Raw genomic sequence first — 22,183 nt, forward strand, 5'->3', positions numbered from 1 at the left:
ACCCCGAACAGGATGACCCACTCCTTACGCCCGAAACATACAACCGATAGAGTCCCCGCCCGTGACGGTCGATGCGAGGCACGCGATCCACACGGGCAGGCCCGCGAAGACCGCGTGGCAGCGCGGGAGACTGCTCGCGCTCGGATCCGTCCTCGTCGCCCTGCTCCTCGTGGGCCACGAGTACGTGCCCAACCGCTGGGGAAACCTCGGCAGCCTCGTCCAGTCCTTCCTGCCCTGGCTCGGCGTCGCGGTGCCGCTCGGCATCCTCGCGGCGCTGCTGCGGCGGTCGGCGCTCGCGGTCCTCGCCGTCCTGCTGCCGCTCGCGGCCTGGATCTGGGTCTTCCTGCCGCAGATCCGCGCCGAGGCTACGCCGCCGGGCGACCTGACCGTCGTGCAGCACAACGTCAACGCCGCCAACGCCGACGTGGCGGGCACCGCCGAGGTGCTGCTCGCGGCGGACCCCGACGTCGTGACGCTCACGGAAGTGCCCGACGACGTGGCCGAGCAGTACGACGAGGCGCTCGCCGAGGCCCTGCCGTACCACGAGTCCGACGGCACGGTCGGGATCTGGTCGAGGTACCCGCTCAAGGGTGTGCGGTCCGTGGACATCCTCGGCGAGTCCTGGAACCGCTGCCTGCGCGCGGTGGTCCAGCACGACGGGGCGAGCGTGGCGCTGTACGCGGCCCACCTGCCCTCGGTCCGGGTCGGGAGCGGCGGCTTCGAGACCGCGGAACGCAACGCCGCGGCCCAACGGCTCGCGGACGCCGTCGCGGCCGAGAAGAACGAGACGGTGATCGTGGCGGGCGACCTCAACGCGGTCCTCGCCGACGACGCGATCGCGCCGCTGACCAACCTCGTCAGCGCGCCGACCACAGGATTCGAGTTCACCTATCCCGCGGTGTTCCCGGTGGCGCAGATCGACCACGTCCTGGCCCGCGGCGCCACCGTGACGGAGGTCCGCGCCCTGCCCCGCACGGGCAGCGACCACCTCCCGGTGGTCGCGCACGTCGACACCCCCTGGTCCTGACCCACCCCACACCCGGTCCTGCCCCGCCCCACGGCCCACGCGACCGCCCCGCCCGACCGCCCCGCCCGACCGCTGAGTGCTGGCTATCTGCGCTTCTTCGTGGGCCAGGAGCGCAAATACCCAGCACTCAGCGTGCGGGTGGGCGGTCGGGCGGGCGGGTTAGGGTTTTGGGCGTGACCAGGATCGTTGCGGGGTCGGTGGGCGGGCGGTCCATCGCGGTGCCCGCGAAGGGCACCCGCCCCACCAGCGACCGCGTCCGCGAGGCGATCTTCTCCCGGCTGGAGCACCTCGACGTGCTCGACGGCGCCCGCGTGCTGGACCTCTACGCCGGCTCCGGTGCGCTCGGGCTGGAGGCCGCCAGCCGGGGTGCGGTGTCGGTGACCCTCGTGGACAGCGCGCGTGCCGCGGCCGACGTCGCGCGCAAGAACGTCGCCGCCCTCGGCCTGACCGGGGTGCGCGTCACCACGGAGAGCGCCGAGCGGTACGCCGCCGCGCTGGCGGGCCGGGCGGCGGGCGGCGCGGCGGGCAGGGCGGCAGGCGGCGCGGCGGGCAGGGCGGCAGGCGGCGCAGCCGGCCCGGCCGGTGCCGCGGCCGCCCGCCCGGTACCCACCGCCGCCAGCCCCGCGCCCGCGGCCGCCGCCGCTGCCGGCGGGCTCGATCTCGTGTTCCTCGACCCGCCGTACGACCTCGCCGAGGACGACCTGGCCGTCGTCCTGACGCACCTCGCGACGCCGGGGGTGCTCTCCGACGGCGCCGTCGTGGTCGTCGAGCGGTCGACCCGCACCCCGGAGCCGGCCTGGCCGCACGGCCTGGCCCCGTTCGCGCGCAAGGACTACGGCGAGACGGCGGTCTACTACGCGGAGCCGTCGGGCACCGCTCCGGAGGACGCCGAGCCTGAGGACGCCGCTCCCGAGGACTCTGCTCCCAAGGACTCTGCTCCCGGGGACGAGGGCCCCGCGCCGTCGGATAGCGTGGGCGCGTGACCACCGTCGTCTGCCCCGGCTCGTTCGACCCCATCACGCTCGGCCACCTCGACGTGGTCCGCCGCGCCACCACGATGTTCGACGACGTGGTGGTCGGCGTCGCCAAGAACCCCGGCAAGTCCGGCCTGCTCGACCTGGAGACGCGTGCCGGGCTCGTGCGCGCGGCCCTGGCGTCCGCGGCCGCGACCGAGCCGGAGCTGGCCCGGGTCCGGGTCGCCGTGGTGCCCGGGCTGCTCGTGGACTTCTGCCGGGAGATCGGCGCGGTCGCCGTCGTCAAGGGCCTGCGCGGCGGCGCGGACTTCGACGCCGAGCAGCCGATGGCGCTCATGAACCGGCACCTGTCGGGCGTCGAGACGATCTTCCTGCCGGGCGACCAGCGGTACGCGCACGTCGCGTCGTCGCTGGTCAAGGACATCGTGCGGCACGGTGGCCCGGTCGACGACCTGGTCCCGGCGGGGGTCACGGAGGCCCTGCGGGCCGCGCTCGGGCAGCCCGCCACGGGCTCGTGAGCCCTGTCACCCCGCGCAGGCGCGCGTCATGCCCGTTCCATGTCGTAGGATTGCTTTTTGGCCCCTGGCGTCAACCTCCTCTGCGTGGCTGAGAGCCGGTCCACCCCCCTCATCGTCCATCCGGACGCTGTCCTCGTTCTGCCCTCATCGGAGCCTGTTATTTCCCGCGAACCGAAATCGCCGCTCGTGCTCGACACGCACGAGCTCTCTCGGCGTGCCGGAACGATGCGTACGCACAGCGCGACCGTGCAGGCGCCGTCGGACCTCGGCACCGCCGTGATCGGTATCCCGGAAGGCTCTGACCTGGAGCTGGACCTGAGGCTCGAGTCCGTGATGGAGGGCGTGCTGGTCTCCGGCACCGTCCGCGGCACGGTCAAGGGCGAGTGCAGCCGCTGCCTCGACGACATCTCCCGTGACATCACGGTCGACGTCACCGAGCTGTTCGCCTACCCCGAGAAGGCCGCCGCGTCGGCCGAGGCGGGGGACGACGACGTCCAGGACGAGGAGTCCGTGCTGGAGGACGACATGGCCGACCTGGAGCCCTCGCTTCGGGATTCGGTCGTGACTGCACTACCATTTCAACCGTTGTGCCGGGAGGACTGCCCGGGCCTGTGCTCCGAGTGCGGAGCGCGCCTGGCGGATGACCCCGGTCATCACCATGACGTGGTCGACCCTCGTTGGTCGGCGCTACAGAGCATGCTCGAATCTACGGGCGTGTCGGACGAGACGAAAGAGAGCTAGCCGTGGCTGTTCCGAAGCGCAAGATGTCGCGCAGCAACACCCGTGCGCGTCGCTCGCAGTGGAAGACCACCGCAGCGACCCTCACGACCTGCCCGCAGTGCCAGGGCAACAAGCTGCCCCACACGGCGTGCCCGACGTGCGGTACCTACAAGGGTCGCACCTACCGCGACGCCCTGAAGACCGTTCACGCGGGCTGACGTGGCCAAGGGCGGGACGGCCCCGGCAAGGCCGGAACCCACCGCGCTGCTCGAGAAGCTCGGGGTCCATCTGGACCCCGAGCTTCTTGTGCTGGCACTGACCCACCGGTCCTTCGCGCACGAGGCCGGGGGCATCCCCACCAACGAGCGCCTGGAGTTCCTGGGCGACACGGTGCTGGGGCTGGTGGTCACCGAGGCGCTGTACCGGCGCCACCCGGACCAGTCGGAGGGCGACCTGGCGCGCATGCGCGCGGCCACGGTGTCGCAGCGTGCGCTCGCCGCGATCGCGCGCACCCTCGGCCTGGGCAAGTACGTGCTGCTCGGCAAGGGTGAGATCCGCACGCGCGGCTTCGAGAAGGACTCGATCCTGTCCGACACGGTCGAGGCGCTGATCGGCGCCACGTACCTGTCCCACGGCCTGGAGACCTCGCGCGAGCTGGTCCACCGGCTGGTGGACCCGACGCTCGACGTCGCCGCCGGCCTGGGCGCGGGCCTGGACTGGAAGACGTCGCTGCAGGAGGCGTCGGCCGAGCGTGGCCTGGGCTCGCCGGACTACATCGCCACGTTCGAGGGGCCGGAGCACGCGCGGATCTTCCACTCGACCGTCGTGATCGACGGTGTCACCTACGGGTCCGGTTCCGGCACCGCGAAGAAGCACGCCGAGCAGGGCGCCGCGGAGGAGACCTACCGGGCCCTGCTGGAGAAGTTCCCGCTGCCCAAGGCGCCGGCCGGCGGTGCCTGAGCTTCCCGAGGTCGAGACCGTCCGGGACGGTCTCGACCGGCTCGTCGTGGGGGCCGTCGTGCGCGAGGTCGAGGTCTTCCGCGAGTACAGCGTGCGCAGGCACGACGGCGGCCCGGACTCCTTCCGCGACCAGCTCACCGGGCGGCGTCTGGCAGCGGCGGTGCGCCGGGGCAAGTTCCTCTGGCTGCCGCTCCTGCCCGCGGGCCCCGGATCCCCGGAGGGCCCCGCGAGCCCGGCCGGCGACGTCGTCCCCGCGGCCGCGCTGCTGGCGCACCTCGGGATGTCGGGCCAGCTCCTCGTGCGCGGCGCCGAGCCGAGCGACGCTCCGGTCGCGGACCCGAGCACCGAGCCCGGCAACACCCCGAGCACCGAGCCCGGCACCGCCCCGAGCACCGCGCCCGGCGCAGCCCTGATCGACGCGCCGCAGAAGGAACCAGCCCGGACCCCGACCGGCGCCGCCGACCCGGCGGACGACTGGCAGCACCCCCACCTGCGGGTCCGCCTGCATCTGGCCGGCGCCCCCTCCGGCGCGCGGTACCTCGACTTCGTGGACCAGCGCACGTTCGGACACCTGAGCGTCCAGGACCTGGTGCCCGACGCGACGAGTGCGAGCGTCCCCGCCGGTTACGGCTCCGGCCTGCCCGTGCTGCCCGAGCCGGTGGCGCACATCGCGCGCGACCTGCTCGACCCGAACCTGGACCTGGACGCGCTGGTGAGCCGCGTCCGCCGTCGTCGGACCCAGATCAAGCGCGCCCTGCTGGACCAGACCGTCGTGTCCGGTGTGGGCAACATCTACGCCGACGAGGCACTGTGGCGGGCGCAGGTGCACTGGGCACGACCCACGGACAAGCTGAAGGCCGCCGACGTGCGCCGCGTGCTGGACGCGGCGGCCGAGGTGATGCGCGAGGCGCTGGCACAGGGCGGCACGAGCTTCGACGAGCTGTACGTCAACGTGAACGGCCAGTCGGGGTACTTCGACCGGTCGCTCGCCGTGTACGGCCGGGAGAACGAGGAGTGCCGTCGCTGCGGCGCGCTGGTGCGCCGCGACGCGTTCATGAACCGGTCGTCCTTCACCTGCCCGGTCTGCCAACCGAGACCCCGCAGCCTCTGACCCCGCCCCGCCCGTTGAGTGCTGGCTATCTGTCGAATCGGAGCGCCCGGGACATCAGGTAGCCCGCACTCAACGAAGGGTCGGGCGGGGTCGGGTCAGCGGGTCGCGACGTTGCGGAGCGTGCCGCCCGTGCGCCAGGCCGTCAGCTGTTCGGCCAGGAAGCGGGCCGCGCCGCGCGGGCGCCCACCCGCGACGTGCGGCGTGAGGATCAGGTTCGGCACGTCCCACAGCGGCGAGTCGGCGGGCAGCGGCTCGGTCTCCATGACGTCGAGCGCCGCGCCGGCGAGCCGGCCGGAGCGCAGGGCGTCCTCCAGGGCGGCCTCGTCGACGGTCGCGCCGCGGCCGACGTTGACGAACCGCGCGGTCGGCGGCAGCAGGCCGAGCAGCCGGGCATCCAGGATGTGCCGCGTCGCGGGCACGGCCGGCAGCAGCGAGACCAGCAGGTCGGTCTCGGCCAGCAGCGCGTCGAGGCCGCCGGCGTCGACCACGGGGTAGCCGGAGCGCTCGCCCGCCCGCGAGGCGACACCCGTGACCTGTGCGCCGAGCGCGGTCAGCAGGGGCGCGAGCCGGAGGGCGATCGAGCCGAAGCCCCAGATCGTCACGCGCGCGCCGTCGAGCGAGTACTCGCGGCCGGTGACGCCGTCGGCCTGGGCGAACGCGATCTCCTTGGCCCAGCGGTGCTCCTGCTGCGCGGCCAGGGACACGTCGATCCGCCGGACCGACGCCAGGATGAGGGCCAGCGCGTGCTCGGTGACGGTGTCGTCGTGCAGGGACTGCCCGGAGGAGATGACGACGTCGGGCGCGAATCCGGAGCGCAGCGCGACGTCCGGGCCCGCCGACAGGGTCTGCACCCAGCGCAGGCCGGTCAGCCGCTCGGCGGCGTCGGCGACGATCTTGGGCGGGCTGGACCAGGTGACGAGCAGCTCGGCGTCGGTGTGCTCGGCGGGGATCGGCTCGTTCATCGCGTAGGTGGCGACGGTGTCGGTGCCGCCGGGCGCGAAGGAGGCTCCGCCGTCGGGCAGCAGGGACGGGAAGTCGAGGTCGAAGGGCACGTCCGGTACGAGGATCTTCACGTCGGGGACGTTACCCGACCGGGCCACGGAGCAGAGCGCCCGTCCGGCCGTCCCGAGGAACCTCCTCGGGACGGCCGGACGGGCGCTCCGGCGTGCGGTCCGACGTGCGGCCCGGGAGGCGTCAGCCCGTCACCCGGATGAACACCGGGTTGGTCTGCCACATCTCCGTGTAGTGCACGGGGACACCCTCCTGCTGCGCCTCGACGACCATGCCGTCGCCCGCGTAGAGCGAGACGTGGCCGGACGTCCAGACGATGTCGCCCGGCTGGGCCTCCGCGGCGGAGACCTGGTAGCCGACGGTCGACATCGAGGCCGAGCTGTGCGGGAGGCTGACCCCGAGCTGGCCGTAGACGTACTGGATGAGCCCGGAGCAGTCAAAGCCGCTGGGGGAGGCTCCGCCCCACACGTAGGGCACGCCCACGTACTCGAGGGCGAGGTTGACGGCCTGCTGGCCGAGGCCCGCGGAGGACTCGGCGACCGCCGCGGCGGCGGCCTCGGCCTCGGCTGCTGCTGCCGCCGCGGCCTCAGCGGCGGCCTTGGCTTCCGCCTCGGCCTTCGCCCTGGCTTCCGCCTCGGCCTTGGCGCGGGCCTCCGCCTCCGCCTTCGCCCTGGCCTCGGCGATGCCTGCCTCGGTCTCGGCGTACGGGGTCACGGTGACGCGGCCCCGCTCGGCCTGGAAGTCGGCGTCGTGGGCGACCTGGACCTTGGTCACGAGGTTCTCGGCCAGGCCCGCGCGGGTCGTGGTGTCGAACGTCTTGTTGGCGAGCGTGGTCTGGGTGTGGGACTCGGCAGGCGCGGTGTGGGCGGTCTGGGTGAAGACCGACGCGAGCATGCCGGACGTGACGACCGCGATGGCGCCGGTACGGGCGGCATTCTCGGCTGCTGTCTGGGTCAGAGCGGTGAAGGGGGTGAGGGCGGGGCCCTCGGCGCGGTGCCGCCCCCGGTTGCTGGGTCGGTTTGCCTGGTCGTCCGCCCAGTCGTGGGTGCGGTCGGTGAGTACGGTCACCAGTGATCTCCTCGGACGCCTACGAGGTGAGCTGTCGGGTTCGGATGGGGAGAGCGATCACCCGGCCTCACAAGGAGGCTTCACCCCGAGGACACTCGCGTGCCCGGCTTACCTGGTTCCCCCGCCCCTGTCACGTTCTGGCTGCTCAGGACCGGTGACAGGATTCGGCGTCCGGGCCTGGACCTCCCCGTTGCTGGAGCGGCGAGATCGACCGTACTCGTCCGTTGCGTAAATGTCACGATTAGGTCACATACCGTCTTGTGGTGGAACGTTCCTGGCAATGAGTGCCGCGTGTCACCATGGCGTGCATGCCCGATTCCCTGCCCGACACCCTGCGCGCCCGGTACGACGTCGTCGTCGTGGGCGGCGGTCACAACGGCCTCACCGCGGCGGCCTATGCGGCCCGCGGCGGACGCTCGGTCCTCGTCCTGGAGCGCGCCGACCACGTGGGCGGCGCCGCCGTCTCGGCCCGCCCGTTCGCGGGCGTCGACGCCCGTCTGTCGCGCTACTCCTACCTCGTCTCGCTCCTGCCCCGGCGGATCATCGACGAGCTCGGCCTCCCGGTCCGGCTCGTCCGGCGCCGCTGGTCGTCGTACACCCCCGTGGCCGACGGCGGCCTGCTGGTCGACACCCAGGACGACGCCGCCACCCGCGCCTCGTTCCGGCGCCTCACCGGCTCTGACGCCGACTTCGAGGCCTGGGGCCGGTTCTACGCCATGACCGCCGAGGTCGCCCGCCGCCTCGCCCCGACGCTCACCGAACCCCTGCTCCCGCGCTCCGCCGTCCGGCACCTCGTCGCCGACGGCGTGGGCGAGGAGGCCTGGCGCGCGCTCTTCGAGGAGCCCCTCGGCGAGGTGCTGCGCCGCACCTTCGCTGACGACGTCGTGCGCGGCGTCGCCGCCACGGACGGCCTGATCGGCACGTTCGCCGACGTCGACGAGTCGTCCCTGCGGCAGAACCGCTGCTTCCTCTACCACGTGATCGGCAACGGGACCGGCGACTGGGACGTGCCCGTGGGCGGTATGGGGGCCGTCTCCGGTGCCCTGCGCGACGCCGCGGTGGCGGCCGGCGCCACGATCGTCACCTCGGCGACCGTCACCGCCGTCGACCCCGGAGCCGTGGGGGCCGAGGTGGCCTGGACCGACGCCGCCGGGCGCACCCGGGGCGTGACCGCCGGGCACGTGCTCGCCGGGTGCGCGCCGGCCGAGCTGGAGCGGCTGCTCGCCGCGGCCGGCCGGGGCGCCGCCTCCGGGTCGGTGTCCGCGGGGGAGGCGTCCGCGGGGGAGAGGACTGCGGGGGAGAGGGCTGCCGGGCCGAGGCCCGAGGGCGCCCAGCTCAAGGTGAACATGCTGCTGCGCCGGCTGCCCCGGCTGCGGGACGACGTCGACCCCGTGGCCGCGTTCAGCGGCACGCTGCACGTCAACGAGTCACTCACCCAGCTCCAGGACGCGTACGCGCAGGCAGCCGCAGGGCGCATCCCCGACGTGCCGCCGAGCGAGATCTACTGCCACACCCTGTCCGACCGGACGATCCTCGGCCCGGAGCTTGCCGCGACCGAGGCGCAGACCATCACGCTGTTCGGGCTGCACATGCCGGCCCGGCTCTTCCGCGCGGACCCCGACGGCGCCCGCGAGCGGGCACTGCGGGCCACCCTCGCGTCCCTGAACTCGGTGCTGGCCGAGCCCATCGAGGACGTGCTCGCCCTCGACGCCGACGGCGCGCCCTGCCTGGAGGTCCGCACCCCCGTGGACCTGGAGGGCGACGTCGGGCTGCCGGGTGGACACATCTTCCACCGCGACTTGAGCTGGCCGTTCGCGGAGGACCGGTCCGGTGCTGGGGCTGTGTCCGGTGCTGGGTCCGGGGACGACACGGGGGCCGCCGCCGCGGCGGGGGCTGGGTCCGGGTCCGACGCCGGGGCCGGTGCCCGGTCCGCGAGCGGGGCCGCGACCTGGGTCGACCCGGGCTCCGCGCCGTCCGCCGCCGAACGCTGGGGCGTCGCGACGGCGCACCCGAGAGTGCTGCTCGCGGGTGCAGGCGCCCGCCGCGGCGGCGGCGTGAGCGGCATCCCGGGCCGAGCCGCCGCCATGGCAGTGCTGGAGACCCCGGCGCCCTGACCCGCGCCCGACCCATCGACCGACCCCGGGTGTTGACCACAGCAGTTGCTGCCAGGTCGGGGCCTCTGCTGGCAGCAACTGCTGTGCTCAACGGCGCCACCGGGCGACGTCGTGGCTCAGCTCGGCTCGGCTCGGCTCAGCCAGGCGGGCCTCAGTCGAGGGTCAGGGCTCTCGTCGGGGTGACGGCGGCCGCGCGGCGCGCCGGGAGGACGGCGGCCAGCAGCCCCGCCAGAGCGCCCACGGGCACGACGGCGGCCAGCTCGGCCCACGGGACGCGCCAGGTCGCGGCGTCGAGCGCCGTCCGCACGAACGTCTCGTAGCCCACCCAGGCGAACCCCACGCCGAGCACCGTGCCGATCAGGGTCGCGGTCACGGACAGCAGCACGGCCTCGGCCGCCAGCATCCGCCGCAGCTGCCGGCGGGTGAGCCCGAGCGCCCGCAGCATCGCGTGCTCGCGGACCCGTTCCAGCACCGACAGCCCCAGCGTGTTCGCGATCCCGATCAGCGCGATCACCACGGAGATGCCCAGCAGCCCGAGCGTCGCGCCCGTGATGATCCCCAGCATCTGGTTGTCGGCCACCTCGGCCCGCAGCCCGTTGTCGACGTCGGCGCCCGCCGCGTCGGCCAGAGCATCCAGGTCGGCGAGGAGCGCGACCGGGTCGGCGTCGGCCGCGGCGCGGACCCATACCGCGTACGTCCGCGGCGAGCCCAGGGATGCCAGCGTCTCCAGTGCGACGATGCCGGCCCCGCCCCAGCCCGAGCCCGTGGTGACCCGCAGGTCCACGGGCGCGGCGACGTCGTGCCCGCCGTCCCCTGTGGCGCTCGCCGTCACCGTGCCGGCGGTCGCGTCGCCGAGGCGCTCCGCCGGGTCCTCGCCGTACACGTCCGCGTCCAGCGCGACCGTGCCCGGCTCGACGCGGGCGAACGCCCCGCCGTCCCGGGCGACCGCGCTCGCGTCGGGCGCGCCGAGCAGCAGGAGCGGCCGGTCGGCCGCGGTCACCTCGCCCCCGCCTCCGGCCGCGTCGCCTCCAGTCCCGGCCGCGTTGCCTCCGCCTCCAGTCGCGTCGCCGCCGTCCGTGGCCTCGCCTCCCTCCCCGGCCGTGTCGCCGCCGGCCACGTCCACCAGCACGCCGTCGACGGCGATCGCCGCGCCCACGCCGGGCGTGGCCCGCACCTGGTCGAGCACGTCGGCGTCCAGCGGCCCGGTCCACGACGTGAGCGCGACGTCGAGCGGGTGCGCGGTGCCGTGGTTGGCGTCCACCGAGGCGCGCGTGGTGGCCAGTCCGGTGAGCACCGCCGTCGTCAGCGTGACGCCGACCAGCAGGGACGCTGCGGTGGTGGCGGTCCGACGCGGGTTGCGCACGGCGTTCTCCGTCGCGAGCCGGCCGCCGGGGCCGAGCAGTGCCCCGACGACCCGCACCACCCGCGGGATCAGCAGGGGCCCGAGGAGGAGCACGCCCGCGAACAGCGCCCCGCCGCCGGCCACCATGCTCACCGTGCTGTCCCCGACGGCGGCCACCGCGAGCAGTGCGACGCCGCCGGCCACGAGCAGCGCCCCGAGCGAGACCCGGACGGCACCCGCGCCCGACCGCACGTCCACGGCGCCGTCGGGACGCAGCGCCGCCAGCGGGCTGATCCGGACCACACGCCGGGTCGGCAACCAGGACGCGACCGCCGTCACCACGAGCCCGACCGCGAACCCGCCCAGCAGCCACCAGCCCGGGATCTGGGCGGGCGCCGTCAGGGGGCTCTGCCGCGTGAGCGCGTCGACCAGGGCGATCAGGCCGTAGCCGAGGCCGGCGCCGGCCGCGACCCCGACCAGCGAGGCGAGCGCCCCGACGACGGCGGCCTCCCGGCGCACCGACCCCATGACCTGGCGGCGTGTGGCGCCCACGCAGCGCAGCAGCGCGAAGTCGCGCACCCGCTGGGCGAACAGGATCGCGAACGTGTTCGCGATGACCAGCACCGAGACGAAGACCGCGATGCCCGCGAAGACCAGGAGCAGCAGCGACAGCGTGTTCACATTGTTGGTGTGCTGGGCCATGCTCTCGGCGACGTGCTCCTCGGGCGTGACCGCCGTCGCGCCCTCGGGCAGCCGACCGGGGTCCCCGAGGACGACGGCCCGGTCCAGCAGGAGGCTCTCGTCGTCGCGCCAGTGCAGCAGCTGGTCGAAGGTGACGTAGACCGCGGCCTGGCCCAGGTTGGCGGACGCCGCCACGATGCCCACCACGTCGAGGTCGACGGCGGTGGACCCGGCTCCGAGCGTGATCCGGTCGCCCACGGAGATCTCCATGTCCTGGGCGGTCCACACGTCGACCACGGCCTCTCCGGTGCGCTCCGGGAAGCGGCCCGAGTCGAGCGTCTGCCAGCGCAGCCGCGGCGCGGCGGCGATGTTCGCGACGAACTTGCCGGGGGCCTGCTCGGCGCCGGCGCGCAGCGGCAGGGTGGCCGAGCCGAGGACGGCGACGTCGTCGCCGTGCTGCGCGGCATAGGTGATCGCGTTCTGGGTGCCCAGGTCCCGGACCACGTGGTCGGCGCCCGCGAACTGCGCCCCGGCACCGGCCGTGATCCCGGTCCGGACGCCGGCCGTGAGCACGCCGACCGCCACGACGAAGGCCACCGCGACCACCACGGCGACTGCGGCCGCGACGTACCGGCGCAGGTGGCGGCGCAGCGACTGCAACAGGACGGTGCGCATCAGGCGATCAGCCCGTCCTGCACGGTGACCACGTCGTCGGCGTACGCCGCGGCGTCCGGCTCGTGGGTGACCATCACGACGGTCTGCCCGAGCTCGCGCACCGATCGCGCCAGGTGGTCCAGCACCTCGGCCGACGTGGTGCTGTCCAGGTTGCCGGTGGGCTCGTCGGCGAACAGCAGGCTCGGCCGGGTGACCAGAGCCCGGGCGATCGCGACCCGCTGCTGCTGGCCGCCCGACAGCTCGGCGGGCCGGTGGTCGAGCCGGTCGGCCACGCCGAGGCTGTCCGCGAGCTCCTCGGCACGCTCGCGGGCGGCGTCGTCGATCCGGGGGTGGGCCAGCTCCAGGGGGAGCAGGATGTTCTGGCGGGCGGTGAGCATCGGCAGCAGGTTGAACGACTGGAACACGAAGCCGACGTTCTCGCGGCGAAAGATGGTCAGGGCGTCGTCGTCGAGCGACCCGAGGTCGGTGCCGCCCACCGCCACGGTGCCGCCGCTGGGGCGGTCCAGCCCGGCGAGGCAGTGCATGAGCGTGGACTTGCCCGATCCGCTCGGGCCCATGATCGCGGTGAACCGCCCGCGGGGGACGTCGAGGTCGACGCCGCGCAGGGCGTGCACCTGGGCCTCGCCCCGGCCGTAGGTCTTGGTCAGGCCGCGCGCGGCGGCGGCGAGGGACGGGTCGGCCCCGGGCGCCGGGGCGGGTTCCGGGGCGGGCGTGGTGGCGGTCGTGGTGCTGGGCGTGGCGGTGCGCGTCGCGGCGGCCGGCCGGTCGGCAGCCGTCGCCGGTGCTCGTCTGCTGGAGGACATGGCGCCAGCCAAGTCGGCACGCCGTTGCCGGGACGTATGCGGTTTTCCATATGCCCCCGATATACCGGGGCTCCGTAGCATCGATGACATGCGTGTGCTGATCGTCGAGGACGAACCCGAGATGGCGGAGGGCATCCGCGCGGGCCTGCGCCTGGAGGCGATCGCCGCCGACATCGCGGGCGACGGCCACACCGCGCTGGAGCTGCTGAGCGTCAACGGGTACGACATCGCGGTGCTCGACCGCGACATCCCGGGGCCCTCGGGGGACGAGATCGCGCGGCGCGTGGTCGCGTCCGGCAGCGGTATGCCGATCCTCATGCTCACCGCGGCCGACCGGCTCGACGACAAGGCCTCCGGGTTCGAGCTCGGCGCCGACGACTACCTCACCAAACCCTTCGAGCTGCGCGAGCTGGTGCTCCGGCTCCGGGCGCTCGACCGCCGTCGGGCCCACCACCGCCCGCCCGTACGGGAGATCGCCGGGCTACGGCTGGACCCGTTCCGCCGCGAGGTCTACCGGGACGGCCGCTACGTGCCGCTCACCCGCAAGCAGTTCGCCGTGCTGGAGGTCCTCGTCGGCGCGGAGGGCGGCGTCGTCAGCGCCGAGGAGCTGCTCGAACGGGCGTGGGACGAGAACGCCGACCCCTTCACCAACGCCGTGCGCATCACGGTCTCGGCGCTGCGCAAGCGGCTCGGCGAGCCGTGGGTGATCGCCACGGTGGCCGGGGTGGGGTACCGCATCGACGAGACCGAGGACGCCGATCATGCGTAGGGCGCCAACCATGGACAGGCCGCCGGACAGGGCGCCCGGCATGAGCGTCCGGCTCAAGCTCACGCTGAGCTACACGGGGTTCCTCATGCTGGCCGGCACCCTCGTGCTCGGCGTCGTGTGGGCGTTCCTGCTGCGGTACTCGCCCCAGGACGGGATCGACTCCCTGCGCGAGCTCCTCAACCCCGGGGTGTTCATCGGCGGATGGGGGCCGCGGGTGTTCCTGCCGGCCGCCCTCCTGGTGATGGTGTTCCTGCTGGTGTTCGGCCTGGTGGGCGGGTGGTTCCTCGCGGGCCGCATGCTCGCCCCGCTGGCGCAGGTCACCGACGCCACACGCCGGGCCGCTGGCGGGTCGCTCGCGCACCGGATCCACCTGCCGGGCCGCCGGGACGAGTTCCGCGAGCTCGCCGACACCTTCGACGCCATGCTCGCCCGGCTGGAGTCGCACGTCGCGGAGCAGCGCAGGTTCGCCGCCAACGCGTCCCACGAGCTGCGCACCCCGCTGGCGATCACGCAGACGTTCCTCGACGTGGCACGCCGCAACCCCGGTGGCGACGCCGGCGACCTCGTCGAGCGGCTGCACGCCGTCAACTCCCGCGCGATCGACCTCACCGAGGCCCTGCTCGTGCTCAGCCGCGCCGACCAGCGCTCCTTCATCCCGGAACGCATCGACCTGTCGCTCCTGGCCGAGGAGGCCACCGAGACGCTCCTACCGTTGGCGGGCCGTCGCGGCGTCACGATCGAGACCTCCGGCGACGTCGCCCCCACCACCGGGTCGCCGACGCTCCTGCTGCAGCTCACGACGAACCTGGTGCACAACGCGATCGTGCACAACCTGCCGGACGGCGCCGCCGAGCCCGGGACGGTCCTGGTCCGCACCACCGCGGGGCCCGACGGGCCGACGCTCACGGTTGAGAACACGGGCGAGCGGCTCACCGCGGGGCTCGTGGCCACCCTCGCCGAGCCGTTCCAGCGGGGCACCGAGCGGGCGCGCGCCCGGCGGTCCGACGGCGACCACGTGGGCGTCGGCCTGGGCCTGGCCATCGTCCGCAGCATCACCGAGGCGCACGACGGGACCCTCGCGCTCGAACCCCGGGCCGGCGGCGGCCTCCGCGCCACGGTCCGCCTGCCCGCCGGCTGAACGCTGCTGGCGTCGGTCGGGCTGCCGTGGCGAGGCCGGCGTCGCCCGACCATGCAGCTGCTGCCAGGAGCGCGCCCCGCGTGGCAGCGGCTGCATGGTCCGAAGTCATCAGGCCTCCTGGGCCGCCGACCAGGCGTAGGCCGCGTCAGCGGCGAGCAGGTCCGCGTGCCGCCCGCGAGCCGCTACCGTCGCGGGAGAGCCGCGGCCGGCCGTCCCGCCCACTGCTCCGCCCGCCGTCTCGCCCACTGCTCCGCCGGCCGTCCCGCCCGCAGGCTCGGCCGCCGTCCCGTCCGCCGTCCCGTCTGCCAGTCCGCCCGCCGCCCCGTCCAGGGCCCCGTCCGCCGCCCCGTCCGGGGTCCCGTCCGCCGCCCCATCCAGGGTCCCGTCCGCCGCCCCGTCCGGGGTCCCGTCCGTCGCTCCGTCCGCGAGGAGCAGCACCTCGTCCGCGACGGCCAGCGGCGTGAGCCGGTGGGTCGCCAGCAGCACCGCCCGGCCGGTCGTGCGGGCGTGCGCCGCGACGGCGTCCACGAGCGCGTCGGCGGTCGCGCCGTCGAGGTGCTCGGCAGGCTCGTCCACGAGCAGCACCCGGGCCGGCGCCAGCAGCGCGCGGGCCACCAGCAGCCGACGGCGCTCGCCGCCCGACACCGCGGCCGCGTCCGTGCCCACCACGGTGTCCAGGCCGGCCGGGAGCGCGGCAAGCCACTTGCCCAGCCCGACGGCGTCCAGCGCGGCGCGGGCCTCGTCGTGCGTGACATCGCCGCGCGCGACCCGCAGGTTCTCCAGCACGGTGGTGTCGAACACGTGCCCGTCCTCGGCGACGAACAGCGCCCCACCGCGTGCGTCCTCATCGTGCGCGTCCCCACCGTGCGCATCCCCACCGTGCGCATCCCCACCCTGCGCGCCCTCGGTCCGCGCGGTCGGTAGACCGTCAGGTGTTCGGTAGTCCGAGCTGCCGACCACCTGACGAGCTGCCGACCTTCCGCCGACCGTCCCCCTCACCGGCGGGATCAGCCCCGCCGCCGTCATCAGCAGCGTCGTCTTGCCCACGCCGGACGGCCCCGCCAGCGCCACGACCGAGCCCGGCCCCAGCGTGAGGGACACCCCCTCGACCGCAACGACGGGCCGACCGTCGGTGCCGGGCCAGCCCGCGGCGACGTCGTCCAGGACGAGCAGCGCCCCGCCGTCGTCCACGCGACCCCCCTCACCATCACCCTCGCCCTCGCCCTCGCGCTCGCCCTCGCGCCCCTCGACCAGCGACATGTCAGACGCCGAGGTCACCCGAGCGACCGGTACGCCTGACACGGGGGAGGGCTCCGGCAGCAGCGCCAGCAGCCGCCGTGCCGCCTCGCGCGACCGGTGCAGCTGGACCGCCGCGGCGGGCAGCCCCGCGGTCGCCTCGAACACGGCGAGCGGCGTCAGCACGATCACCGTCAGTGCCTCGGGCGACAGCGTGCCCGCCAGCGCCGCCGGGATGCCGAACGCCAGCGACGCGAGCACCGCGAGGCCCTGGGCCAGCGCCCCCAGCGCGGCGGCGCGGCCGGAGGTGCGGGCACCGTCGTCGGCCACGGCGGACAGCCGCGCGTCCGCCGCGTCCAGATCGGCCAGCCGCGCGTCGAACCGCCCCGCGACCCGCAGCGGCGCCGACTCCTCCAGGAGCTCCAGGGTCAACGCCGTCACCTCGCCGCGGGCCGTCGCGCCCCGCGCCTCGGTCCGGGCGGCGGCACGCGCGGCGAGCCACGGCGTCACGACACCCGCCAGCACCAGGCAGAACGCCAGCGCCACGCCCGCGGCGGGCAGCAGCACGCCCAGCAGGATCACCGACCCGAGCGATGTCACCACCGCGACGCCGGCGGGCACCAGGGCGCGCACCACGACGTCGCCGACGTCGTCGACGTCCTGCCCGATCCGCGCCAGGAGCTCGCCCCGCCGCACGGTCACCGGCCGGTCGTCCGCGGCGAGCCGCTCGTACAGGTTGGCGCGCAGGGCGGCCATGGCCCGCAGGGCGACGTCGTGCGAGGCGAGGCGCTCGCAGTAGCGCAGCACGCCGCGCCCGATCCCGAAGGCCCGCACCGACACGACCGCCACGGAGAGCGTGAGCACCGGCGGCATCTGCGACGCCCGGGCGACCAGCCAGGCGGCGACGGCCGCGAGCCCGATCGCGCAGGCCAGGGCCAGCACGCCGAGGCCGATCGCGGCGGCGACCTTGCCGGGCCGGACCTCCAGCAGCGGCAGGACGCGCCGCAGCGGGTCTCCGCCCGTGCCCGGGCGGGGCACAGCCGGGCGGGCCTGGTCGTGGGTCAGGGTCGTGGTCATCGTGCCTCCCTGCTCGCGAGGCCGGACGCCGGCCCGGACGTGTGCTCCGTCGGCCCGGCCTCCGGCGGGGCCTGGTCCACCGCCGAGCGGACGTCGATCACCTGGTCGGCGAGGGCGAGCAGCGAGGCCCGGTGCGCGACGACGAGCACCGTCCGGCCCGCGTCGCGCCAGGCGCGGACGGTGTCGAGCACGGCCTGCTCGCCGCGCGCGTCGAGGTGCGCGGTCGGCTCGTCGAGGATCACCAAGGGCCGGGCGGCCGCGTCGTCGAGCAGGGCCGACGTCAGCGCGACGCGCTGGCGCTGCCCCACGGACAGCCCCACCCCGCCGAGCCCGACGCGGGTGTCCCAGCCGTCGGTCAGCGTGCGGACCACACCGTCCAGCCCGGTCAGCCGCGCCGCCCCGGCCAGCGCCCGGTCCGCGTCCGCGACGCCGTCGAACCCCGAGGCGCCCTCCAGGACGACGTCGCGCAACCGCCCCGGCGGCAGCGCGGGCCGCTGCGGAACCCAGGTGAGCCCGCCCCACCAGTCCGCGAGCTCGTCGGCGGACGCGTCGGCCAGGTCGCGGAACGCGCCGTCACCGGTGACCAGACCCACCCGCCCGGCATCCGGCGAAAGCAGCCCGAGCATGGTCAGTACGGCGGTCGACTTCCCGGCCCCGCTGGGCCCCCGCAGCGCAACGACCACACCGCCCCCACCACCGACGTCAGACCCCACCGGAATCCGCGCCGACAACCCGGAGGGCGCCACCACCCCGCGCCCGGCAGCGCGCACGGAAACCCCCTCCAGCACCACGCCCCGCACCTCTCCGCCGCGCAGCCCAGAAGGCGAGTCGCCCTCCGACCGGACGGAACCAGAGCCAGAAGAGCCAGAGACCAGAGCAAAAGCCCGATCCACAGCGGCAACCCCGTCCACGGAAGCATGGAACTCGGCCCCGACCCGCCGCAGCGGCAGATAGATCTCCGGAGCCAGCACCAGCACCGCCAGCGCCGGCTCCAGCAGCATCGCGCCCTCGACGAGCCGCAGCCCGACCCCCACGGCGATGATCGCGACGGACAGCGTGGTGAGCAGCTCCAGCACCATCGAGGACAGGAACGCGATCCGCAGCGTGCCCATCGTGGCCTTGCGTGAGGCGTCGCCCAGCGCGCGCACCCGTTCGCCCGGCCCGAACGACCGACCGAAGGCGCGCAGGGTCGGGAGCCCGGCGACCAGGTCGAGCACCTGGGCGCCGAGCCGTTCCACGGTGGCGAGGCGGCGTTCGGAGGTGCCCGCCGTCAGTCGCCCCACGAGGACCATGAAGACGGGCACGAGCGGCAGTGTGACGATCGCGATGACCGCGGAGACCCAGTCCAGGCCGAACACCACGCACACGAGGGCGGGGGTGACGAGCGCCGTCAGCACGAGCTGCGGCACGTACCGCACGAGGTACGGCTCCAGTGCGTCGAGGCCGCGGGTCGCGAGGGTCGCGACCTCGGCCTCGGGGCTCGCCCCGCTCCCGCTGCCGGACGTCGCGGCGGGGCCTTTCGCCGCCGGACCGCCCGCGACACCACCGCCGTCCGCCGCCGGACCGCCCGCGACACCACCGCCGTCCGCCGCCGGCCAGCTCGCCCGCGGGCCGCGCAGCGCCCACGCCTCGACCACGGCGCGGCGCAGCTCGGCGATGGTGCGGGCGGCCGCGCGCAGCGCGTACCGCTCCTGGGCCCAGGCGACGGCGGCGCGCCCCGCGACGACGAAGGCCAGCCACGTGACGGACCGCACCAGCTCCGGCCCGGACACGCCGTCCCCGCGCACCACCGGCGTCAGGATCGCCGCGATGAGCAGCGCCTGCGCCACGATCAGCACGGCGGCAGCCACGCCGAGCCCGACCGTGAGCGCCACGTACCAGCGGGCCGCGTGCACGTGGCGCAGCAGGCGGGGGTCGAGGGGCTTCATGACGTGATGTTCCCGTACGTGTCCGGCGTCCGGCTCAGAACGCCGACTCCTTGATCTTCTTCCAGGTCAGACCCACCGGCGCGGGGATGTGGTCCACCGTGAGCCGGCGCCGGAAGACCCAGTAGGTCCAGCCCTGGTACAGGATCACCAGGGGCGTGAGGAACGCGGCCACCCAGGTCATGATGGTCAGGGTGTACGGGGTCGACGACGCCTCGGCGATGGTCAGGGAGTTGCCGCCGTCCAGGCCGGGCATGACGTCGGGGTACATGGAGCCGAAGATGAGCACCGCGGCCGCGACGATCGTCACGGCCGACAGGCCGAAGGCCCAGCCCTCGCGCCCCACCCGGTTCGTCAGCACCACCCCGATCAGGGCCAGCGCGGCGACCGCGACGGCGGCCCACGTCCAGGTGGCGGAGAACGCGACCTGCGCCCAGACCGCCCAGCCGCCGGCCACGAGCACGGCCACCAGGGACAGCACGCCGGCCCACCGCCGGGCCCGGGCGCGGATGTCGCCGTCGGTCTTGAGCGCCACGAACACCGACCCGTGCAGCAGGAACAGCACGAGCGTCGTGGCGCCGCCGAGCAGCGAGAACGGGTTGATCAGGGCCCAGAAGCCGCCCACGTACTGGTGCGCCTCGTCGAGCTGGACGCCGCGCACCAGGTTGGCGAACGCCACGCCCCAGAGCACGGCGGGCACCCAGGAGCCCACCTGGATCGCGAGGTCGCAGCGCCGCGACCAGACGGCGTCCGCGATCTTGCCGCGGTACTCGATGGCGACACCGCGCACGATCAACGCCACGAGGATCAGCAGCAGCGGCAGGTAGAACCCGGAGAACAGGGTGGCGTACCACTCGGGGAACGCCGCGAAGGTGGCGCCGCCCGCGGTGATCAGCCACACCTCGTTGCCGTCCCAGACGGGTCCGATGGTGTTCAGGAGGACGCGCCGTTCCTTCTCCCGGTGCTCGGCCCGGCCGCGCGGGAGCAGGGACATGAGCATCCCGACGCCGAAGTCGAACCCCTCGAGCACGAGGTACCCGGTCCACAGGATCGCGATGATGAAGAACCACAGGAGTGCGAGGTCCACGGTCACTTCCTTGTCTGAGTCAGGTCAGGTCTTGCGGACGGGGGTCAGTAGGCGAAGGAGAGGGGCCGGTCTGAGTCGTCCGAGGCGGCCTCGGGCGACTCGTCGCGGACGGTCGCGGGCACGCCCTCGATCGTGTAGCGGTGCATGAGCCGGTACCAGACGAAGGCCAGCACGCCGTAGAGCAGGGTGAAGACGATCATCGAGGTGAGCACCATGCCGGGGCTCACCACCTCCGAGACCCCGCGCATGGTGAGCAGGCGGATCTCGTCGATGCCGGTGGGGTTCGGGGCCACCACCCAGGGCTGGCGGCCCATCTCCGTGAAGATCCAGCCGAACGACGAGGCGAGGAACGGCGTGGGGATCGCGATGATGCCGATGCGGGCGAGCCACTTGTTGTCGCTGACCCGGCCGCCGCGCGTGAACCAGAGCGCGGCCAGGGCGAGCAGCACGGACCCGGCCGCGAACCCGATCATGAGCCGGAAGCTCCAGTAGGTGACGGCGAGGTTGGGCGTGTACGAGATGGCGTTGCCGGCGTCGTCGGTCTCGCCGTACCGCTCGGAGTACTCCTGCTGCACGTCGTTGACGCCGGGCAGGAAGCTCTCCGGCCCCGAGAAGTGGCCGGTGCCGAGGTAGCTGGCCAGGCCGGGCACCTCCAGGATGTGCCGCACGCCCTCGCAGGAGTTGGACAGGTCGCCGATCGTGAGGATCGAGAAGTTGGCCGCCTCCTCGCCCTCGCACAGCGCCTCGGCGGACGCCATCTTCCCGGGCTGCTGCTCGAACATCAGCTTGCCCTGGGCGTCGCCCGTCAGCGCCACGCCGACGCCGGCCACCAGCATCACCACTGTGCCGAGGATCACGGCGGGGCGGTACACGTTCCGGGCGAGCTCGACGGACTCCGGCTTCCTGGTCCGGGCCAGGCGCACCATCCACCAGGCGGCGATGCCCGCCACAAAGGTCCCGGCCGTGAGGAACGCCGCGGAGACGGCGTGCGGGAAGGCCGCCCACAGCGTGTTGTTGGCGAGGATCGCCCAGATGGACTCCATCTCGGCGCGGCCGGTCTCCGGGTTGAACCGGGCGCCCACGGGGTGCTGCATCCAGGAGTTGGCGGCCAGGATGAAGAAGGCCGACAGGTTCACCGCGATGGCCACGGCCCAGATGCAGGCCAGGTGCACCTTCTTGTTGAGGCGGTCCCAGCCGAAGATCCACAGGCCGAGGAACGTCGACTCCACGAAGAACGCGGCGAGGGCCTCCATCGCCAGCGGGGCGCCGAACACGTCGCCCACGAACCGGGAGTACTCGCTCCAGTTCATGCCGAACTGGAACTCCTGCACGATGCCCGTCACGACGCCGAGGGCGAAGTTGATCAGGAAGAGCTTGCCGAAGAACTTGGTCAGCCTCAGCCAGCGCTCGTTCCCCGTCCGGACCCAGGCGGTCTGCATGATGGCGACGAGCGGGGCCAGCCCGATCGTGAGCGGGACGAAGATGAAGTGATAGACGGTGGTGATGCCGAACTGCCAGCGTGCCAGGTCGAGAGCTTCCACTCCGGGCTCCTGAGGTGTGTCTCCGAAACGGCTTCTTCCCTTGGGACGCTAGGCCTGATCCGCCAGGTCCGCGCGTTGCCGCGGGGTGAGACCGTCGCTTGTGAATGTCTTCACAAGGCACTGTACACGGACTTGGAGCGCGGTTTGGCTCTTTGTTGCCCAAGGCTCAGATGTGGGCGGTGCAGGCATGGTCTCCTGTGCGATACTGGTCGAACCCGCGCAGGCCACATCCCTGCGTGGACTGCAGAGTCCAACACTGCCCGCGATCCGCACGCGGTGCCGCAGTCACGACAGAACGTGGCCGCAGGCGTCCGCGAAGATCGCAGGAACAGGGCCGCAGCCGAGACTTCCGTCCAGATGTGTCGCTTCGCCGCGATGCATCCACCGGACGACCGACCGCCTGGCG

Annotated in this window: 18 protein-coding genes and 1 riboswitch; of the genes, 10 read left to right on the forward strand and 8 right to left on the reverse strand. The window is 74.1% G+C overall.

Annotated elements, in window-relative coordinates; genetic code table 11:
- The first annotated feature begins 61 nt into the window (after positions 1-61).
- From ACH45N_RS25265 to mutM, 7 genes are all read left to right on the forward strand, one after another.
- A complete protein-coding gene (locus tag ACH45N_RS25265; protein ID WP_397398713.1) occupies positions 62-1,027 on the forward strand; it encodes an endonuclease/exonuclease/phosphatase family protein in 966 nt (321 codons plus the stop codon).
- Positions 1,028-1,200: 173 nt separating this feature from the next.
- A complete protein-coding gene (locus ACH45N_RS25270; protein ID WP_397398714.1) occupies positions 1,201-2,010 on the forward strand; it encodes an RsmD family RNA methyltransferase in 810 nt (269 codons plus the stop codon).
- Positions 2,007-2,519: a pantetheine-phosphate adenylyltransferase gene (gene coaD, locus ACH45N_RS25275; RefSeq protein WP_397398715.1), complete on the forward strand. Its 513-nt coding sequence runs from the start codon at positions 2,007-2,009 to the stop codon at positions 2,517-2,519. Before ACH45N_RS25270 ends, coaD begins: the two co-directional genes overlap by 4 nt.
- Positions 2,520-2,705: 186 nt before the next feature.
- Positions 2,706-3,260: a YceD family protein gene (locus ACH45N_RS25280; protein WP_397399497.1), complete on the forward strand. Its 555-nt coding sequence runs from the start codon at positions 2,706-2,708 to the stop codon at positions 3,258-3,260.
- 2 nt (positions 3,261-3,262) lie between these two features.
- Complete coding sequence (gene rpmF / locus ACH45N_RS25285; protein WP_108495103.1) at positions 3,263-3,457, forward strand: 50S ribosomal protein L32; 195 nt, start codon at positions 3,263-3,265, stop codon at positions 3,455-3,457.
- A gap of 1 nt (position 3,458) precedes the next feature.
- The gene (gene rnc, locus ACH45N_RS25290) at positions 3,459-4,199 is read left to right on the forward strand and encodes a ribonuclease III (RefSeq protein WP_397398716.1); all 741 of its coding nucleotides are present in this window, start codon (positions 3,459-3,461) and stop codon (positions 4,197-4,199) included.
- Entirely contained in the window at positions 4,192-5,310 is a 1,119-nt protein-coding gene (mutM, locus tag ACH45N_RS25295; protein WP_397398717.1) for a bifunctional DNA-formamidopyrimidine glycosylase/DNA-(apurinic or apyrimidinic site) lyase, read from the forward strand. The genes rnc and mutM overlap by 8 nt, the downstream gene beginning before the upstream one ends.
- A gap of 95 nt (positions 5,311-5,405) precedes the next feature.
- On the opposite strand, the gene ACH45N_RS25300 is transcribed toward mutM, so the two are convergent.
- Both ACH45N_RS25300 and ACH45N_RS25305 read right to left on the reverse strand, forming a co-directional pair.
- The gene (locus tag ACH45N_RS25300; RefSeq protein ID WP_397398718.1) at positions 5,406-6,383 is read right to left on the reverse strand and encodes an NAD(P)-dependent oxidoreductase; all 978 of its coding nucleotides are present in this window, start codon (positions 6,381-6,383) and stop codon (positions 5,406-5,408) included.
- Positions 6,384-6,504: 121 nt separating this feature from the next.
- Entirely contained in the window at positions 6,505-7,389 is an 885-nt protein-coding gene (locus ACH45N_RS25305; protein WP_397398719.1) for a C40 family peptidase, read from the reverse strand.
- Positions 7,390-7,569: riboswitch (cyclic di-AMP (ydaO/yuaA leader) on the reverse strand.
- A gap of 128 nt (positions 7,570-7,697) precedes the next feature.
- Between ACH45N_RS25305 and ACH45N_RS25310 the strand changes: the two genes are divergently transcribed.
- Entirely contained in the window at positions 7,698-9,503 is a 1,806-nt protein-coding gene (locus tag ACH45N_RS25310) for a phytoene desaturase family protein (protein WP_397398720.1), read from the forward strand.
- Positions 9,504-9,654: 151 nt separating this feature from the next.
- Here ACH45N_RS25310 and ACH45N_RS25315 read toward each other — a convergent pair whose 3' ends face one another.
- Both ACH45N_RS25315 and ACH45N_RS25320 read right to left on the reverse strand, forming a co-directional pair.
- Positions 9,655-12,201 carry an ABC transporter permease gene (locus ACH45N_RS25315; RefSeq protein ID WP_397398721.1) on the reverse strand — a complete coding sequence of 849 codons (2,547 nt, stop codon included), beginning with the start codon at positions 12,199-12,201 and terminating at the stop codon, positions 9,655-9,657.
- Positions 12,201-13,004 (reverse strand): ABC transporter ATP-binding protein, encoded by an 804-nt coding sequence (locus tag ACH45N_RS25320; protein ID WP_397398722.1) that lies wholly within the window; start codon positions 13,002-13,004, stop codon positions 12,201-12,203. Before ACH45N_RS25320 ends, ACH45N_RS25315 begins: the two co-directional genes overlap by 1 nt.
- Positions 13,005-13,092: 88 nt before the next feature.
- Between ACH45N_RS25320 and ACH45N_RS25325 the strand changes: the two genes are divergently transcribed.
- Both ACH45N_RS25325 and ACH45N_RS25330 read left to right on the forward strand, forming a co-directional pair.
- A complete protein-coding gene (locus ACH45N_RS25325; protein WP_397398723.1) occupies positions 13,093-13,773 on the forward strand; it encodes a response regulator transcription factor in 681 nt (226 codons plus the stop codon).
- 40 nt (positions 13,774-13,813) lie between these two features.
- The gene (locus tag ACH45N_RS25330; RefSeq protein ID WP_397398724.1) at positions 13,814-14,911 is read left to right on the forward strand and encodes a sensor histidine kinase; all 1,098 of its coding nucleotides are present in this window, start codon (positions 13,814-13,816) and stop codon (positions 14,909-14,911) included.
- 108 nt (positions 14,912-15,019) lie between these two features.
- Here the strand turns inward: ACH45N_RS25330 and cydC are convergent, their stop codons facing one another.
- The 4 genes from cydC to ACH45N_RS25350 are packed head-to-tail and all read right to left on the reverse strand — an operon-like array spanning position 15,020 to position 21,777.
- A complete protein-coding gene (gene cydC, locus ACH45N_RS25335; protein WP_397398725.1) occupies positions 15,020-17,224 on the reverse strand; it encodes a thiol reductant ABC exporter subunit CydC in 2,205 nt (734 codons plus the stop codon).
- Entirely contained in the window at positions 17,221-19,152 is a 1,932-nt protein-coding gene (gene cydD, locus ACH45N_RS25340; protein WP_397398726.1) for a thiol reductant ABC exporter subunit CydD, read from the reverse strand. The genes cydC and cydD overlap by 4 nt, the downstream gene beginning before the upstream one ends.
- Before the next feature lie 34 nt (positions 19,153-19,186).
- Complete coding sequence (gene cydB / locus ACH45N_RS25345; protein ID WP_397398727.1) at positions 19,187-20,236, reverse strand: cytochrome d ubiquinol oxidase subunit II; 1,050 nt, start codon at positions 20,234-20,236, stop codon at positions 19,187-19,189.
- Between the two features lie 44 nt (positions 20,237-20,280).
- Positions 20,281-21,777, reverse strand: coding sequence for a cytochrome ubiquinol oxidase subunit I (locus ACH45N_RS25350; RefSeq protein WP_397398728.1), 1,497 nt, complete (start codon positions 21,775-21,777; stop codon positions 20,281-20,283).
- Positions 21,778-22,183: the final 406 nt, after the last annotated feature.

The sequence above is a fragment of the Promicromonospora sp. NPDC019610 genome (genome assembly GCF_044389365.1).
Taxonomy (GTDB): domain Bacteria; phylum Actinomycetota; class Actinomycetes; order Actinomycetales; family Cellulomonadaceae; genus Promicromonospora.